Source organism: Vibrio breoganii, from assembly GCF_001677275.1.
GTDB classification, from domain to species: Bacteria; Pseudomonadota; Gammaproteobacteria; order Enterobacterales; family Vibrionaceae; genus Vibrio; species Vibrio breoganii.
Genome location: NZ_CP016178.1, coordinates 130,148 through 146,707 on the forward strand (window position 1 = coordinate 130,148; position 16,560 = coordinate 146,707).

Here is a 16,560-nt window from a genome sequence, read left to right on the forward strand (position 1 = left end):
TAGACCATAGGATCATGAGCAGGGGACGACCCCAGTCATTGCTCGAGTTTAAGCCGGGACGACCCGGAAATGTTGGACTCAACTATGTTTAGTAAGGTGCTTATTGCCAACCGCGGTGCAATTGCTTGCCGCATAATCCGAACGTTAAATCGTCTTAATATCACCAGCGTTGCTGTATATAGCGAAGCTGATGCCGATAGCCTTCATGTTTTACAGGCCGATGCGGCTTTCTCTCTAGGTGAGGGCGGCGCGAAAACTACCTACCTTGATATCGAAAAAATTATCTCTATCGCTAAGCAATCGGGCGCGCAGGCTATCCATCCTGGCTACGGATTCTTAAGTGAAAATCCCGGTTTTGTTACCCGTTGCGAACAAGAGAATTTGGTTTTTCTTGGCCCGACAACGGACCAAATCAATGCATTTGGTTTGAAGCACTCAGCTCGAGAGATCGCGGAAAATGCACAAGTACCGCTTTTGCCGGGCACAGGATTGCTTACTGATAAACGACAAGCGTTATTGTCAGCTGAGAGTATTGGTTACCCAGTTATGCTTAAGAGTACGGCGGGTGGCGGTGGTATCGGCATGGAGTGCTGTTACAGCGCTGGCGAACTAGAAGATGCCTTCGACTCAGTAAAACGCCTCAGCGAGAACAATTTTAGTAACAGCGGTGTATTCCTAGAAAAATTCATTCAGCAGGCTCGTCATATCGAAGTGCAGGTCTTTGGCGATGGTAAGGGGCAGGTTGTTGCACTTGGAGAGCGAGACTGCTCAGCGCAACGTCGTAATCAAAAAGTGATCGAAGAAACCCCTGCGCCGAATCTTTTACCTGAAACTCGTTTGGCACTGCAAAATACCGCTATTGCTCTGGCTGAGCAGGTGAACTACCGCAACGCAGGCACTGTAGAGTTTGTATTGGACAACCAGACTCAAGAATTTTATTTCTTAGAGGTGAATACCCGTCTTCAGGTAGAGCACGGCGTCACAGAAGAGATCTTTGGCGTTGATCTGGTGGAGTGGATGGTCAAACAAGGCGAAGGCACGCTGGATTTGCAACACGTAAGTAATGGACTTGAGCCCAAAGGTCATGCCATTCAAGTGCGCTTATATGCCGAAGATGCCAATAAGAATTTTCAGCCATGCGCTGGGCTTTTGAGCCATGTTAAATGGGCTGATATGCCTGAGCTTAGAGTGGAACACTGGATTGAAGCCGGTGTCGAAGTTTCTCCGTATTTTGATCCTATGCTGGCTAAGCTCATTGTTCACTCAGAGGATAGGGCGACGACCATTGCGAAATTGATGAGTGCGCTTGAGCAGTCGGAGATCTATGGTATTGAACACAATCAGCACTATCTCGCACAATTACTGGCAAGTTCTTTGGTACAAACTGGCGAGGTACTCACTCGCTCTCTCAACGATTTTCAGTATAAGCCCAATACACTGGATGTTATCAACGGCGGTGTGCAAACCAGCATTCAAGATTACCCAGGGCGAGCAGGATACTGGCATATAGGTGTTCCACCTTCGGGCCCAATGGATCCTTTGAGCTTTCAGCTGGCTAACCAACTTCTTGGCAACACTCAACAAGATGCAGGTCTAGAGATTGTCATTTCAGGCCCAACCCTAAGGTTCAACATAGATAAACATATTGTTGTTACTGGCGCTGAGATCCAAGCGACGCTCGATACCCAGCCAGTTCCTATGGGAAAAGTGGTTAAAGTAGCCGCAGGCCAGGTGCTAAAGCTTGGCAAGATCACCGGCAGTGGCGCTCGTAGCTACCTAGCGATTGAAGGAGGAATCGACTGCCCTGATTACTTGGGCAGCAAATCAACCTTCACATTGGGACAATTTGGTGGACATGCTGGGCGTACCTTAGTGGCAGGTGATGTACTGCATCTGCACTCAGAACCATTATGCTCTGAGCTAGAAGGGCAATCAGCACAGCTTCCCGAGATCCAAGATGAGTGGGATATTCGCGTTATTTATGGCCCTCATGGAGCGCCAGACTTTTTCACTGACCAAGACATTCAAACCTTCTTTGACGCTCAGTGGAAAGTGCACTTTAACTCTAGCCGAACGGGCGTTCGACTTATAGGGCCTAAACCTGATTGGGCACGCACTGACGGTGGAGAAGCAGGATTGCACCCCTCGAATATCCACGACAATGCTTATGCTGTAGGAACCATCGATTTCACCGGTGACATGCCAGTGATTCTGGGCCCTGATGGTCCAAGTCTAGGAGGATTTGTGTGTCCGGCTACCATCATTAAGGCTGATCTATGGAAGATGGGGCAGCTTAAAGCTGGCGATAAGGTGCGATTTACACCTGTTTCGTTGTCTTGCGCTGAAAAAGCAGAGAGAGAACAGCTCTCGCAAATCAAAGCACTTTCTATTTCACCAATGCCCCTTGCTAAAGCTGATATCACCTCGTCAATCCTGAAAATCTTACCCGCTGAACAGTTCGGAGAACAGGTAGTGTATCGCCCGAGTGGAGAAGATTTCTTGCTGGTGGAATACGGTCCGCAAATGCTTGATATACGCCTTCGCTTTCGCGCTCACGCTTTGATGTTGAAGCTAGAAAGCCTTGCCATTGAAGGTATTGAAGAATTAACGCCAGGGATTCGCTCCTTACAGATCCACTTCGACAATCTGCTATTGCCAAGAGATAGATTAATGACTTTATTGGAGTCATTAGAAGCGGAAATGGAGAACATTGACGAGCTTGAAGTTCCTGCTCGCGTCGTGCATTTACCGCTTTCTTGGGATGATGAAGCCACCAAGCTTGCCATCAGAAAATATGACGAAGTAGTGCGTAAAGACGCCCCTTGGTGCCCCGACAACATTGAGTTTATCCGTCGCATTAATGGCTTAGATTCAGTCGAGGATGTGAAAAAAATTGTGTTTGATGCGAGTTACTTAGTTATGGGGTTAGGGGATGTCTATTTGGGCGCTCCCGTAGCGACCCCAATGGACCCACGACATAGATTAGTCACGACTAAGTACAACCCCGCGCGAACATGGACTCCTGAAAATGCGGTAGGTATTGGCGGCGCATATATGTGTGTTTATGGCATGGAAGGGCCGGGCGGCTATCAGTTTGTTGGGCGAACCTTGCAAATGTGGAATCGATACCGCCGCACAGAAGCCTTTAGCAAGCCTTGGCTACTGAGATTTTTTGATCAAATTCGTTTCTACGAGGTCACCCCTGAGGAGTTATTGACCATTCGCCAGCAGCATCCACGTGGTGAGTATCCAGTGAAGATAGAGCAAACACGTTTTTCTCTAGCGGATTATCAAGCCTTGGTGGATGAGCATGCAGAGGAGATTGCTGTGTGCCGTAAGCGTCAGCAACTGGCCTTTGAAGAGGAGCGCCAGCGCTGGGAAGCGTCAGGGCAAGCCAATTTTGTAGCTGAGGACATCTCCGAGCTAGAGCAAGATACATTTACTTTGAGCGAAGGGCAGGAAGCCATCGAAAGCTATGTGGCAGGCAATATTTGGCAGACCTTAGTAGAGCCAGGTCAATGGGTGAAGGAAGGAGATGTGGTGATGATCTTAGAAGCAATGAAGATGGAGCTTGAAGTTACCGCAAGTGTTTCTGGAAAGATCCATTCCATATGCAAACCATCTGGCTCTCAGGTACAAGCGGGACAGCCATTGATGATTGTCGAATGTGCAGAGCAATAGGGAATAAAGTTATGCAAGATACTAAGCAGTTATTAAGTACAGGCCAAGCCGCTTTGACGATTACCGAGCTGATTGATTCATATAAGAGTGGACAGCGCTCGGTAACAGAGCATTTACAACAGCTACTTGTCAGCGCTCAACAAGACACTAACAAAGCATGGATCAGCACCATTGACCAGCGACAATTAGACAACTACCTAGCCAACCTTAGTGAGCATGATATTGACGATCTGCCACTGTTTGGTGTGCCCTTTGCGATTAAAGACAATATTGATCTGGATGTGCTACCCACGACTGCAGGTTGTAAGGCATTTACTTATCAACCGGAATCATCGGCGTTCGTGGTGGAATTATTGATCGCAGCAGGAGCCGTTCCACTTGGTAAAACCAATCTCGATCAGTTTGCAACTGGGCTTGTCGGTACTCGCAGCCCTTATGGTGCAGCGCAGAATAGTTTTGATAGTAAGTATATTTCTGGCGGTTCTAGTGCTGGCAGTGCGGTAAGTGTTGCTCAGGGACAAGTGATGTTTTCCCTAGGAACGGATACCGCAGGTTCTGGTCGCGTTCCTGCGGCGTTTAATAACCTCTATGGACTCAAACCCTCAAAAGGGTTGCTCAGTTGCCGAGGGGTTGTTCCTGCTTGCAGAAGTCTAGATTGTGTAACCCTATTTAGTCACAGTGCGGATGATCTGTCTTTGCTTTTATCGATTGTGGCTAAGTATGACCAAGAGGATTGTTACGCACGGATAGCACCTCAAGAACCTGCAAGTGAAGTACTGGGTTCTATGAAAGGCGTTCGAGTCGGTATCCCGGCAGCAGAGCAGTTAGCCTTCTTTGGTAACGATGAATACATGAAGCTGTATCAGCAAGCGGTGCAGAATATCGAGGCACAAGGCGCTAAGTTGGTTGCCTTTGATCTCTCACCTTTTCTCGAGGCTGCATCATTACTTTATAACGGCCCTTGGGTTGCCGAGCGTTATGCTGCCATCGAAGCTTTCTTTGATGCTAACGTTGAAGAATGCCTGCCTGTGATAAAAGAAATCGTGGGCGGAGCAGCGGGTATAAGTGCTGCGGATACCTTTAAAGCCATGTATCAGTTGCAGGCTTACAAAGTAGAGTGTGACAAGTTGATGAACAGTGTCGATGTGGTAATGACACCAACCGCGGGGACGATTTACACCATTGATGAAGTCAACGCGGATCCCATAGGACTTAATAGTAACCTAGGCTACTACACAAACTTTATGAACTTATTGGATTACAGTGCGATAGCTATTCCTGCCGGCTTTACAAATCAGGGATTGCCATTTGGCGTAACCTTATTTGCGCCTGCATTTAGCGATCAGAAACTACTATCCTTGGCCAGCGTATTGCAACTCGTTCCATCTAAAGAGCCAGAGGCTCAGATGAACAACCTTGAAACCATAGACATCATGGTGTGTGGGGCACATATGCAAGGTTTTCCGCTGAATCATCAGTTGCTAGAACTAGGGGGGAGTTTGAGAGATCGAACGAAAACTTCCGATAACTATCAGCTATTTAAGCTCGCTGGTGGCCCGCCAATGCGTCCTGGAATGGTTCGAAATGAAGCGCAGGGTACCTACATTGATGTTGAAGTCTGGACTTTACCGAGAGCTAACTTAGGAGACTTCCTACTGCAAATTCCTCATCCACTGGGCTTGGGCAGTGTAGAGCTGAGTGATGGAGAATGGGTAAAAGGTTTCATTTGTGAACCCATCGCTATTAAAGGCGCTCAAGATGTCACCGGATATGGCGGTTGGCGAGGTTTTCTTGAGGCATTGGAACGGGAAGCTGAGGTGAGCTGAATAATACCAATCGTACTAAATAACTGGTCAGCCTAGCTGGTTCAAATACAAATAAGCAGAGCTGTTCTGATTGAAAACAGCTCTGCTTTTCTTTTTTTACTCGATCATCACTTTGGGTTAAAGCTGAGCCAATTGTTCAACCTTTCGTTTACTTCTCGTCCCAGCTCGTTTTATCATCCCAACGAGCTTAGCTCCGTTCCATTGAGAGGGCTCTTTACCCATTACCGTTTGACTCATCAAATTCATTTCACTGCGAATGGCTTTGGCATCTTTAGGATCAACATCTTGGGTGGTCAGCCACTGCTCTAGCAGGGATTGTGCCTTGATGGGGTTCCCTTGCTGTATGGCTTCAATTAGCTCTGATTTCAAAGGAAGCGCTTTACCATTACTCACTGTTGGCGCTGTTGATGGGGTTTGCTGTCTGGCGCGCACCCACATCACAGTAGAGAATATCCATAAGCCGGCAAACAGAGCGGTTAGCATTGGCCAGTAGCCGCTGTCTTGCACTGGCTGAGCATTGGTTGCAGATGCTTGTGGTGGAAGAGGCGCACTACTTGATGACGCGTTCGCATTGACTGTCACATTGAGCCCTTTTACTTCGCTAGTTTGGGCTTCTTTGTTTACAGAATCCCACCATTGCACGGGGACACTCGGCAGCGAGAACTCACCGCTTCTTTTTGCTATGAGCACCTGCTTGGTCGTCATGGTCACTGAGCCATCATCATTATTGCTAAACGCTGGCTTCTCGCTGTATACGCGAAAAGCCTCAGGGTTGCTTATGGTCAGATTAGGCAGTTGCGACGCACTTAATCCAGCGGCGGTGAGCGTGATGGTTCGTGTTAGGGAGTCACCCTCATCTATCGTCACCGAGTCACCCGAGAACTCTTTGTTGTTATCCAGTTGCCAACTTTGCGATAGATCTAGCTTAGACGTAGGCAGCCAGGCACCTTGGTAGCTCTCTGGTACAGGCAATACCTTCATATCGACTTGTGGAGACTTACCATCAAGCGTAATGATACGGGTGCTCGAACGGCTATTGCCGTAACGAACCACGCCGGTCAAAGTGGGAACCTTTATTGAGAAATCACCACTGCTGCTAGCGGTCACTCGAAACTCTTGGTCGATGATCAGCACTTCAACACCATCAAGTACCGCTTGATATTGTTTAGGCTCAGATAGAGGCTCGATCTTTAAGCCCGGAGCAAGAGGTTGGGTTAGGTTCGGATTTTGCAATCGGCGAGGGTCAACCTTAACGATGATGCGAGCATCAAGCTTAGTGCTCTCATTAGGGTAAAGCTCTTTCTTGCCAATCTTTGAGCGTACTTCAATGATATCGTCGGTAGTTGGCACTTGCTCACCAGCCGTCACTTTTAGTGTGATGGGGTCGGTGGTTGCGTCATCCACTTTAAAACTTGGAATAGTGATTGTTCCTGTTTTTTGTGGAGCGATAGATACTGTCCACACACTGGTGTCGGTGCGCTTCATGTTTATGATATTGACCGATGAACTGAAGCTGGGTCTGCCTACATAGAAGTCATTGGATAGGGCATCAAAGTTGACCTTTTCGCCATCGAGTCTTTCGTCAGCGACTATTTTGAGCTGGATAACCTCATCTTTGCTGACATTGGTTTTGCTCACGCTGGCAGTCATATTCAGTGCCCACGACGAGAAGCTACAGGCTAGGCCTGTCACTAGGGTTATGGTGGTGATAAGGGGCTTAAATCTAATCATTACGGTTACCAATCTTTCCCTGTTGATGAGGGAGCTGCTTTATCTTTTGCTTGAAGGAGCATCTGTGCGCGAAGCAGGTAGCTAGGATCTCTCACGCTTTCCACTTGCTCTAGCTTTCTAATATCAGGGTCTACTTCTTGCTGCTGTGAAAGGGATGCAGTTTGTTGTTTGCCTTCGCCTTGTTCGTCGTCTGATTCTTGTTCATTCGCAGTGGCCTCAGCTTGAGCCTGCTGTTCCTGTTGAGGCTGTTGTTGTTCTGGCTCTTCACCTCGCGCCGATTTCTCTTGTGCGTCAGAGTCCTCGGGTTGTGAAGGTTGAGATTGCGGATTATTTTGCGACTGCTCAGACTGCTCAGACTGCTCAGACTGCTGGCTTTGGCTTGAGTCTGTTTGGTCTTGGTTGCTGTTATTACTTTCGGACTGCTGTGACTTGTCCTGTTGATCCTGTTGTGAGTCGCTATCAGAATCTTGCTGTTGCTGTTGCTGTTGCTGTTGCTGTTGCTGTTGCTGTTGCTGTTGCTGTTGCTGTTGCTGTTGCTGTTGCTGTTGCTGTTGCACAATATCAAGGTTGTACTTGGCATCGGCATTGTCAGGTTCTTGTTGTAACACCATTTCATAGCTTGCAATGGCTTTGTCTAGCTCGCCATTTTGCGCATAGGCACTGCCAAGGTTATAGAGCGAGTCCGTATCAGAATGGCCTTCAAGGCTAGTGATCGCACCTTCATAATCACCACTCTCATACTGGGCAGCAGCGCGCCATTTAGTATCTTTGAACTCCTGGCTTGCTCGCTGATAGTCCTTCTCTTGAAACGCGGCCAAGCCTCTTTGGTTAGCGTTTGAAAAAGCACTATCTAAGACCGATGCTTGCGCATGGTTAGGGGTAAAACCAAAGCTAAACATCATCGCAACGAATGAGAAAATGACACCCTTACGGAATAAAGGAAGAGCGCACAGCAGGGCTAATGGCAGCAACCAAAAACCATTGTTGATTTTGGCTTCTAACTCCTCACCCTTGGCGTTTGTGTTAACAGCATCAAATGCTGAATCAGAGACAAGGTTCGCTATGTCTTGATTGTCATGACGGTATTTCTCGAACTGACCATTCCCTGCTCGTGCGGCCGCGCGAAGGTTTCCTAATTGGGTTTTGGCTATAACCGTTTTGCCACTGTTGGTGGTCAATAGTGAGCCATCAGACAACTGGATTGGCGCACCTGCCGAAGTGCCAAAGGCGAGCACAGATAACGTCCAATTTCCCTCGCTTAATTGCGCCTTGATTTGCTCTAACTCTTGCGTATCGAGATCATCGGCAAACAGTACAATTTCACCCTGATTCAAGCCTGCCTGTTTCATGATTGATATGGCTTGCTTCACTGCTAGATCTGCTCGCGCCCCTTGTATCGGCATGATCTCTGGCGATAGGTTTTGAACAAGGTTGGCTAGGGTTGCAGAGTCGGTGGTTAACGGGCTTAACGTGTAAGCATCACCGGCATAGGCCACTAAGCCTGTTTGGCCTTGGTTTAATAATGGCAATAGATCTTGCGCCTTGTACTTGATCTGAGCAAGGCGGCTAGGCTTGATGTCGTTGGCATACACAGAGCGAGACATATCCAACACCAGCACTCGCGCGTGTTCAGATTGAGATACAGGAATGGCTTGTTTCTCAAAGCTAGGGCCGGCTAACGAGACAGTGAGAATGACGCCAAGCAATGCCACCCATCCATAGTGGCGTCTGCTGTTTGAGGGCTTATCTGCCATTGCTGTTGCTAGATGAGAAGCGATCACTTGTGAGTGTGCAGTCGTGCTTTTTAGCCACATTATGATTGCGGCCAGGGGTATCAGTAACCAGAAGGCCTCGGGATAAAGAAATTCAAAATTAGACATCATTTCTCCTTATCATCACGGTCACGACAACCAATAGTAATCCGATGAATGCGGGCCACATGAACCACTCTGTTCTGGGTCTCCAAGATTGAGTCGCCTTTTGGATAGGTTGCAGGGCATTGATGGTGTCGTAGATAGTGGCTAATTCTTTCGCATCACGAGCTCTAAAGTATTGGCCTCCGGTCATATCCGCTATCTTGATCAAGGTTTTCTCGTCAAGGTCTTCTGCGGTATTCACTGTTTGAGTCATAAAGAAGTTTTGTACCTGCATCTCGCCGGCACCGACACCTATGGTGTAGATAGTGGTGTTGAACTTCTTGGCTATTTCAGCGGCTTGAATAGGGTCGAGTACGCCTGAGTTATTGCTACCATCACTGAGCAATATCATCACGCGCTGCGGAGCATCACTATCGACAAAGGTTTTGGTCGCCAAACCTATACCGTCACCAATAGCGGTTTGGGTGCCGATAAGTTTTAGTACCGTCTGATCAAGCTGCGTTTTTACTGTTTCGCGATCAAAGGTGAGCGGCGTTTGTAGGTAGGAATGATCCGCAAAGTACACCAGTCCTAGTCTGTCTCCAGAGCGCTTGTCGACAAAGTCAGAGACCACTTGTTTCACTACTGTGAGCCTGTCGATGTAATCGTTGCCTTCTCTCATGTCTTCTTGACTCATGGAGTAAGACAGGTCGATTACCAGCATCATATCTCTATGCTTAGGGTGAATCTCGATAGGGTCGCCGTACCAAACCGGTCTTGCACTGGCAATGACGAGCAAAATCCACGCTAAGATAGCGAATAGCTTTGCAATCTTCTCTGATTTGTCACGAGTGACTGTCGCCTGAGTGACGTGAGGGAGCACAACCAGCGATGAAGATCTCTGTTCTTTTAGCAGGCGAAATGCCACATAGGGGAGGGGGAGAGCGAACAGCATCCACCACCATTCAAAGGTAAAGCCACTCATGATGCATTCCAGTCTTTGTATTTTCTTTTTGGCGGCAGGGCATGTTCTATCCAATACCCACAGTCTTCAATTAAGGATGCGTTGATGGCGTGATCCTTGACCCCTGATGAATACAATATTGATTGCCACTGCTCTTTGTTTTGAGAGAAACGAGGTGTAGCAAGCTGTGAATCCAAAAACGACAGCCACTTTTCTCCGGTTAGCTTGGCAATATCGTTACGTGGGAAGTAACTTAACGCGGCCTGTCGCACTAGCTCTTGTGCTTCTGAAACCGTTAGACAGTTTGAGCCTTGCTTTAGAATATGTAACGCCGCTTTTTTTGCTCGTTTCTTATTGCGCAGTTTGCGCTGTATAACAAGGCTCAAGATGAGAGCGATAGCGATGAGCGCAAACAGACTCCAATACCCCCAAGGTAGAGGCCAAAAGCTGGGCTCAAGGGGTAAGTGAAGGGGTTTGAGTGGCAAGGTGTGTGTCTGATCAATCTGACTCATGTCGTAATACTTAAAATGAATGCTGAAGCAATTGTTGTAATAGCGGTGAGCCGCTGGAAACCTGCGAGAGCGTAATGCCATATTGGCTCAGTTGCTCGCTTAACTGCTGTTGTTGATGCGTGAAGGCGTGCTTTATGGAATCCTTGGCTTTGCTACTGGACAAATTCACCGAGAAAACCTGATCTCTACCCTGCAGCGCTTGAATACCTTTAGCCTGTGTGTCACCAAGCTCTATTGGGTCGTAGATCTGGATTGCTCTCACTCGGTTGTGTGCTGCAATTTGAGTCATTGATGCAATGTCTTGCTCAGAAAGCGTCGAGAAGTCGCTAATACAAATTAGCTCGCTGCCCTTACGGCACAGATTAGCAAGGGCATGAAAGGGATCGCGCTGCTCATCGGTGAGAGTAGTGCCTCCCATAGCTAAACCTTGATTATGGATCTCGCACAAGCGGTTGAGTAGCTGAAGCACGGCGGTTTTCGAGCTAGATGGACGTATTTCAGTCAGCGTATCACCGCAGCGGATTATCGCCCCTACTCGGTCTTTACTGCCAATAGCAATCCAAGAAAGTAACGCGGCTAGATGGCACAGTTGTACAGACTTGAAGAGCAGCTGGGTTCCGGAGAACATACTCGGAGTAAGGTCGATAAACAGTACGACTGGACGCTCGCGCTCTTCAGTGAACAGCTTGGTATGCACTTTTCCTGTTCGCGCAGTGACGCGCCAATCAATTTGGCGTACATCGTCGCCCGCTTGATACTGGCGCACTTCTGAGAAGGTCATCCCTCGCCCTTTGCGCGAACTTGTATGCTGCCCATTAAGCTGTGACCAGAGGCTTTTCGCTGGTGGTTGCCAGCGTTTACCGTGGATCTGGTAGAAACTCAGCTCTTCAACACTGACCGTGACGCCATTACTGGCATTGGGTAGTTCACCAGAAGCAATGGCACCTTCTAGCAGATTGGCGCTATTGGCTTTTGTAGAAAATAAGCGATGTAGTTTAAGGCCTTCAAACATATTTGACGGCCTTAAGCTGATGCAACGGTTCGCAGAAGCTCTTCAATAACCGCATTACCGGTAACCCCTTCGGCCTGTGCTTGGTAGGTCAGCAGCAGGCGGTGGCGTAGCACTGGGAAGATCACGGCATGGATGTCTTCTGGGCTGACGAAATCGCGCCCCGATAGCCATGCATTCGCTCGCGCTGCTCTATCTAAGGCAATGGTGGCACGAGGGCTGACACCCATCTCAATCCATTTTGCGAGATCGTCGCTGTAAGCTCGCGGATCTCGCGTCGCCATAATCAATCGGATGATGTATTTCTCTATGGTCTCGGCCATGTGAATGGACAAAACCTGACGACGAGCCTCGAAAATATCGTGCTGTGATAGTGGGGTGTCGAAACGTTGAATCTCCCCTAAAGCCTCGCCTCTATTTAGACGTAGGATCTCTAGTTCACTCTCTGCGTTGGGGTAATTGACCTCAAGATGAAGCAGAAAACGGTCCAGCTGAGCCTCTGGCAGAGGATAGGTACCCTCTTGCTCAATTGGGTTTTGAGTCGCCATTACCAGAAATAGCTCGGGCAGAGGGTAGGTGGTCTGGCCCACACTGATTTGCTTCTCTGCCATGGCTTCGAGCATGGCCGCTTGTACCTTAGCGGGCGCTCGGTTGACCTCATCCGCGAGTACTAAAGAGTGAAAAATAGGACCGGGTTTAAATTCGAACTCCCCTGTTTCTGGACGGTACACATCTGTACCCGTTAGATCAGATGGCAGGAGATCGGGTGTGAACTGTACTCGATGAAAGCTTCCTTCAATACAGTCTGCTAGTGATTTAACCGCACGAGTTTTAGCAAGACCAGGGGGGCCTTCTACTAAAATGTGACCATCGGCCAACAGCGCAACAAGCAGTTGCTTAACGAGGTTGTCTTGACCAATAACTTGAGATTCTAGGTAGCGTTGTAGTTGTTGGAATGACTGCGCTGGCATGTGTGATGTTCCTTAAAGCGAGCATTTGAATAATAGATAGATGGAGAAAATAACAGAAAGTTCCCCACCTTTATCATTGTATTGTTGAAATATTAGGTTTAGAAGAAATGGGTCTCTTTTATCGGAACTTCAAGGCGTTATGAATCATGTTCAATGGGCAACTCCATGCTATTCAATGAGTTCAATTGGTTCCAAGACGATGGTATTGAGGCATCGGATAATGACGTTCGTTTCTAATTCACTTAGACTCTATTTATCCAAGAACAGTGAGCAAAATTATGTCAATTCTACCGTTTCTCAAGGGTGAGAGTGTTGCGTTAACCTCAGAGTTAAACATTCAACTGATTCAAAAGCCAGATCTGCAAGACATCATTACAATGCTAGACAACCCCAAAGTTGCAGAGTACTTGTTTTTTGCCCCAGCCCCAGCCGAAATGTATGAACGCTACTTTGGGCCAATGATTGAGAATACCCAGCAAGCTATCGCAGATCAGAGCTATCCTGACAACATCATAGGCATTATTCGTGATAACAGCGGTCGTTACATGGGAATGGCAGCAATCACTAGTGTGATGTTTATGGAAGGTAATTATGAGATTGGTTATCAGCTTTCAGAACACGCATGGAAGCAGGGCATTGCTACGGCTGCTTGCCAGTTCTTTACCAAGATAGCGTTTGATGTTCTAGGGGCGCATAAAGTGTGTGCTGATTGCTATGCGACCAATGTGGGTTCGTATCGCACCTTGGAGAAAAACGGTTATGAGCGAGAAGGCGTGCAAAAGAGTTACTACAAGTTGGACAATGATTTTGACGATCGCTTGCACTACGGCATGACTCGGCAGCAGTATCTGCAGAAATAAAAAAACAGAGGCGATATCGCCTCTGTTTTTATTTAGCTCGAATGATTAAGCGACAATCAAGAAGAATATACAAGTCGCTACAATACCGATAAGTGCGTATGGGAACTGAGTTCTAGCATGCTGCATTGCTGTCACACCTGAACCTTGCGCCGATAATACGGTAGAGTCACTGAAGAAACATGAGTGGCTGCCTGCTGCAGAGGCAGAAAGTAGTGCGGCTACTGTTAGGTGTAGAGGCACACCTAGTTGCTCGCCCAGTGGCAGAACGATAGGCATTGCCACAGCAAACACACCCCAAGAAGACGCCGTTGCAAATACTAGCGCGCCGGTAATCATAAAGATAATTGCTGGGAAGTAGCTTGCAGATAGCACTGGGCTCACGGTTTCGATGACAAATTGAGTAACACCCAACGAATCATTGACGTTCTTCAGCATGAAGCCACCAATAACCGTTGCGAGTGGTAGCAGCATCACCTTAATACCATCATAGATAGCATCGAACATTGAGTTCATTGAGATCAGGTTTTGTACGCCGTAGAAACACACGGTAAAGATAATGGCGACGAACACACCCGCTAATAAATCAATGCCGAAGTACCAGCTTGCGCCCACTAGCACAACCATTGGAAGCAAGAAGTTGATTAGACCCATTGTCGGATTTGTGTGTGGAGCGATATCAGAACCTAAGTCCATCTCTACTGAATCGTCAGGTTGTACTTGTCCGCCCTTAGCACGCTTCTCTGCGGCCTTCATTGGACCTAGGTCTGGTATTTTCTCCATCGCGACTAGCAGTACAATCGCCAATGTCACCCAGCCGTAAGCCATGTAAGGAATCGCTTGGATGTAGGCTTTAATGCCTTCGCCTGCTTCTGCAACACCGTTCGCTTCAAGGAGAGAACTAAAGAATATTGCCCATGTAGAGATAGGAACTAGGATACAGATCGGTGCAGCCGTTGAATCCACAAGATAAGAGAGCTTTTCACGAGAAACATTGTAGCCATCGGTTACTTTCTTCATCGAAGAAGAGATAGCAATCGCATTGAGATAGTCATCGATGAAGATCAAGATACCTAGACCGAATGTCATCAGCATTGATTGCTTACGACTTTTCACCTTAGTGACCAGCATATCTGAGAAGCTCAGGATGCTGCCGCCCTTTTCAAGAATGGCGATTAATCCGCCCATCAAGCCACAGACAAGGATGATCCATGCAATGGTTTCATCCATCATTACATCCATTGAGATGCTAACAATTTCTTCCACCGCTTGGGTAGGGTTTAGCAATAGGACACCCGCGATAGCACCGGTAAACAATGCTTCAACAGTACGGTGCGTAGTCAGTGCAAATAACAGCACTAGTCCGGTCGGCAATAAGCCCATCCATCCGTAGGCTTCGCCTTCAGCATGGTTTAATCCGATAGAAGTGAACAGTAGGAACACGGCTATCGAAAAGACGGTAATGAGTGTGTGTTTGCTGGTGATTTTAAACGATGCAGGCATCGTCTTGGTCTGTGTATTCATGTAATAGTTCCTTTATTAAGCCGTATGTAGCATCCAGTCGATTTCGGTCGTGGTAATAGCACTCTCAAATTCGGCCAACTCGCTATGCTTGCAGGCTAGATACAAACCGATGAACTCTTTCGAAATAAACTGAGAGAGTTCACTGACTTCAAGTAAATTCAAGGCTTCGAACATACGTCTTGGCAGTTCAGGAGCCTCTTCATTAAGAGCGGGTGGACATTGCTCTTGCGTGTATTGGTCACTCGCTAATACTGAAGACAGCACTACTGCAGCAAGGATATAAGGGTTAACGTCAGCACCAGCGATGCGGTGCTCTATTCGACGATTTTTAGGGTCACTCAGTGGCACGCGGAAAGACACGCCTCTGTGATTTGTTCCCCAGTCTGCCTTAGTTGGAACATAGGCACCGGGTACGAAACGGCGGTATGAATTTACGTTAGGGCAAATCAAACCGATAGAACCAGCAGATTGAGCCAGCATTGCCGTCATTGTTTGATAGAAAAGTGGGCTTGCTTCGCCGTTGTCTTGACTAAACAGGTTGTTATTGTCTGAATCAAGAAGGCTGATGTGTGCATGCATGCCGCTGCCTGCTTCATCCGCGAAGGGTTTAGCCATAAAGGTGGCATCGAAGTTGTGCTGACTAGCGACTTGGCGAATCAAGCGCTTGGCAATGATGATTTCATCACATGAACGAAGCACATCTTGAGAGTGGTTGAAGTTGATTTCAAATTGGCCTGGTGCAGATTCGGATAGTGCACCTGAGGTATTTAGTCCTTGTGCTTGAGCCAGGGTATTTAGGTCGGTTAGAAACCCGTCATAGTCATCTAGACCATCGACATCATAAACTTCGGTGTTCTTTTCTCGGATATTCTTGGCCGGATTCATGGCCTTAAGTAACCCACCTGATGGGGTTCGCTGTTTATCGATCAAGTAGAATTCAAGCTCAAACGCCATGCATGGGTATTGGCTATTGTCTTTAAGCTGTTCAAGTTGGCTTTCAAGGATGTTGCGGATAAAGAGTGGGCTAGGCTGAGTAGCTGAATCGTCCATCATGGTGAGCAAAACTTGCCCAACATTCTCTCTTGCTGTGGGTGTTAAAGAAGCTGGAACAGGAAAACAGATATTATCTGGTTCACCAAGCTCTTCACCCAACCCTGCTGATTCCACCACATTGCCTTTAGTATCCAGCGTAATAGTAGATAGAGGCAGTGCGATTCCTTTTCCTACCTTATCCAAAGCTTCTGCAGGGATACGTTTTCCTCTTGGCGTACCGTTGATGTCGGTAAAAATGAGGTCAATAAACTCTATTGTTGGCCAATTTTGTCGAAAATTTTTAACTTCCTGTCGAAACCATTCCATTTGAACTCTCCAAGGTTTTGTTTCGCTGTGTGTGTGAAATATTAAAATTGTTAATTAAAAACACACCCAGCAATTGCTTGTTTGCATAAAGCGTTTTAAAACAGTCACTTAAATGCATATTAAAGCAGTTTTATCGAAAATCGATGTTTGTTTTGATTAACTTATTTTTAACACCTGAATGCATTTTGCTCAATATATCGACCGGAATTACATGCTTTTAGGTAGAAAAAATCGACACTAATCACATTTTGTTAAATATATCGGGCAAAC

Annotated in this window: 11 protein-coding genes; 3 read left to right on the forward strand and 8 right to left on the reverse strand. The window is 47.3% G+C overall.

Annotated features, from left to right (window positions below):
- Positions 1-84 precede the first annotated feature (84 nt).
- Positions 85-3,681 carry an urea carboxylase gene (gene uca / locus A6E01_RS13620; protein ID WP_065210444.1) on the forward strand — a complete coding sequence of 1,199 codons (3,597 nt, stop codon included), beginning with the start codon at positions 85-87 and terminating at the stop codon, positions 3,679-3,681.
- Positions 3,682-3,692: 11 nt separating this feature from the next.
- Entirely contained in the window at positions 3,693-5,507 is a 1,815-nt protein-coding gene (atzF, locus tag A6E01_RS13625) for an allophanate hydrolase (protein WP_065210445.1), read from the forward strand.
- Positions 5,508-5,624: 117 nt separating this feature from the next.
- On the opposite strand, the gene A6E01_RS13630 is transcribed toward atzF, so the two are convergent.
- The 6 genes from A6E01_RS13630 to A6E01_RS13655 are packed head-to-tail and all read right to left on the reverse strand — an operon-like array spanning position 5,625 to position 12,550.
- Positions 5,625-7,238: a BatD family protein gene (locus tag A6E01_RS13630; protein WP_065210446.1), complete on the reverse strand. Its 1,614-nt coding sequence runs from the start codon at positions 7,236-7,238 to the stop codon at positions 5,625-5,627.
- A gap of 5 nt (positions 7,239-7,243) precedes the next feature.
- On the reverse strand, positions 7,244-9,121 hold the full coding sequence (locus tag A6E01_RS13635) for a vWA domain-containing protein (RefSeq protein ID WP_237334538.1): 1,878 nt from the start codon (positions 9,119-9,121) through the stop codon (positions 7,244-7,246).
- Complete coding sequence (locus A6E01_RS13640; protein WP_065210448.1) at positions 9,111-10,079, reverse strand: vWA domain-containing protein; 969 nt, start codon at positions 10,077-10,079, stop codon at positions 9,111-9,113. The genes A6E01_RS13635 and A6E01_RS13640 overlap by 11 nt, the downstream gene beginning before the upstream one ends.
- The gene (locus A6E01_RS13645) at positions 10,076-10,570 is read right to left on the reverse strand and encodes a DUF4381 domain-containing protein (protein WP_065210449.1); all 495 of its coding nucleotides are present in this window, start codon (positions 10,568-10,570) and stop codon (positions 10,076-10,078) included. The genes A6E01_RS13640 and A6E01_RS13645 overlap by 4 nt, the downstream gene beginning before the upstream one ends.
- 10 nt (positions 10,571-10,580) lie before the next feature.
- Positions 10,581-11,582, reverse strand: a complete 1,002-nt coding sequence (locus A6E01_RS13650; RefSeq protein ID WP_065210450.1) for a DUF58 domain-containing protein — start codon at positions 11,580-11,582, stop codon at positions 10,581-10,583.
- Between the two features lie 11 nt (positions 11,583-11,593).
- A complete protein-coding gene (locus A6E01_RS13655) occupies positions 11,594-12,550 on the reverse strand; it encodes an AAA family ATPase (RefSeq protein WP_017031852.1) in 957 nt (318 codons plus the stop codon).
- Positions 12,551-12,828: 278 nt separating this feature from the next.
- Here A6E01_RS13655 and A6E01_RS13660 point away from each other — a divergent pair, with 278 nt between their 5' ends.
- The gene (locus tag A6E01_RS13660; RefSeq protein WP_065210451.1) at positions 12,829-13,410 is read left to right on the forward strand and encodes a GNAT family N-acetyltransferase; all 582 of its coding nucleotides are present in this window, start codon (positions 12,829-12,831) and stop codon (positions 13,408-13,410) included.
- A 45-nt stretch (positions 13,411-13,455) separates the two neighbouring features.
- Here A6E01_RS13660 and A6E01_RS13665 read toward each other — a convergent pair whose 3' ends face one another.
- Together A6E01_RS13665 and A6E01_RS13670 are read right to left on the reverse strand one after the other, a co-directional pair.
- Positions 13,456-14,931 (reverse strand): Na+/H+ antiporter NhaC family protein, encoded by a 1,476-nt coding sequence (locus tag A6E01_RS13665; protein ID WP_065210452.1) that lies wholly within the window; start codon positions 14,929-14,931, stop codon positions 13,456-13,458.
- A 15-nt stretch (positions 14,932-14,946) separates the two neighbouring features.
- Positions 14,947-16,290 (reverse strand): glutamine synthetase family protein, encoded by a 1,344-nt coding sequence (locus A6E01_RS13670; RefSeq protein WP_065210453.1) that lies wholly within the window; start codon positions 16,288-16,290, stop codon positions 14,947-14,949.
- Positions 16,291-16,560 lie beyond the last annotated feature (270 nt).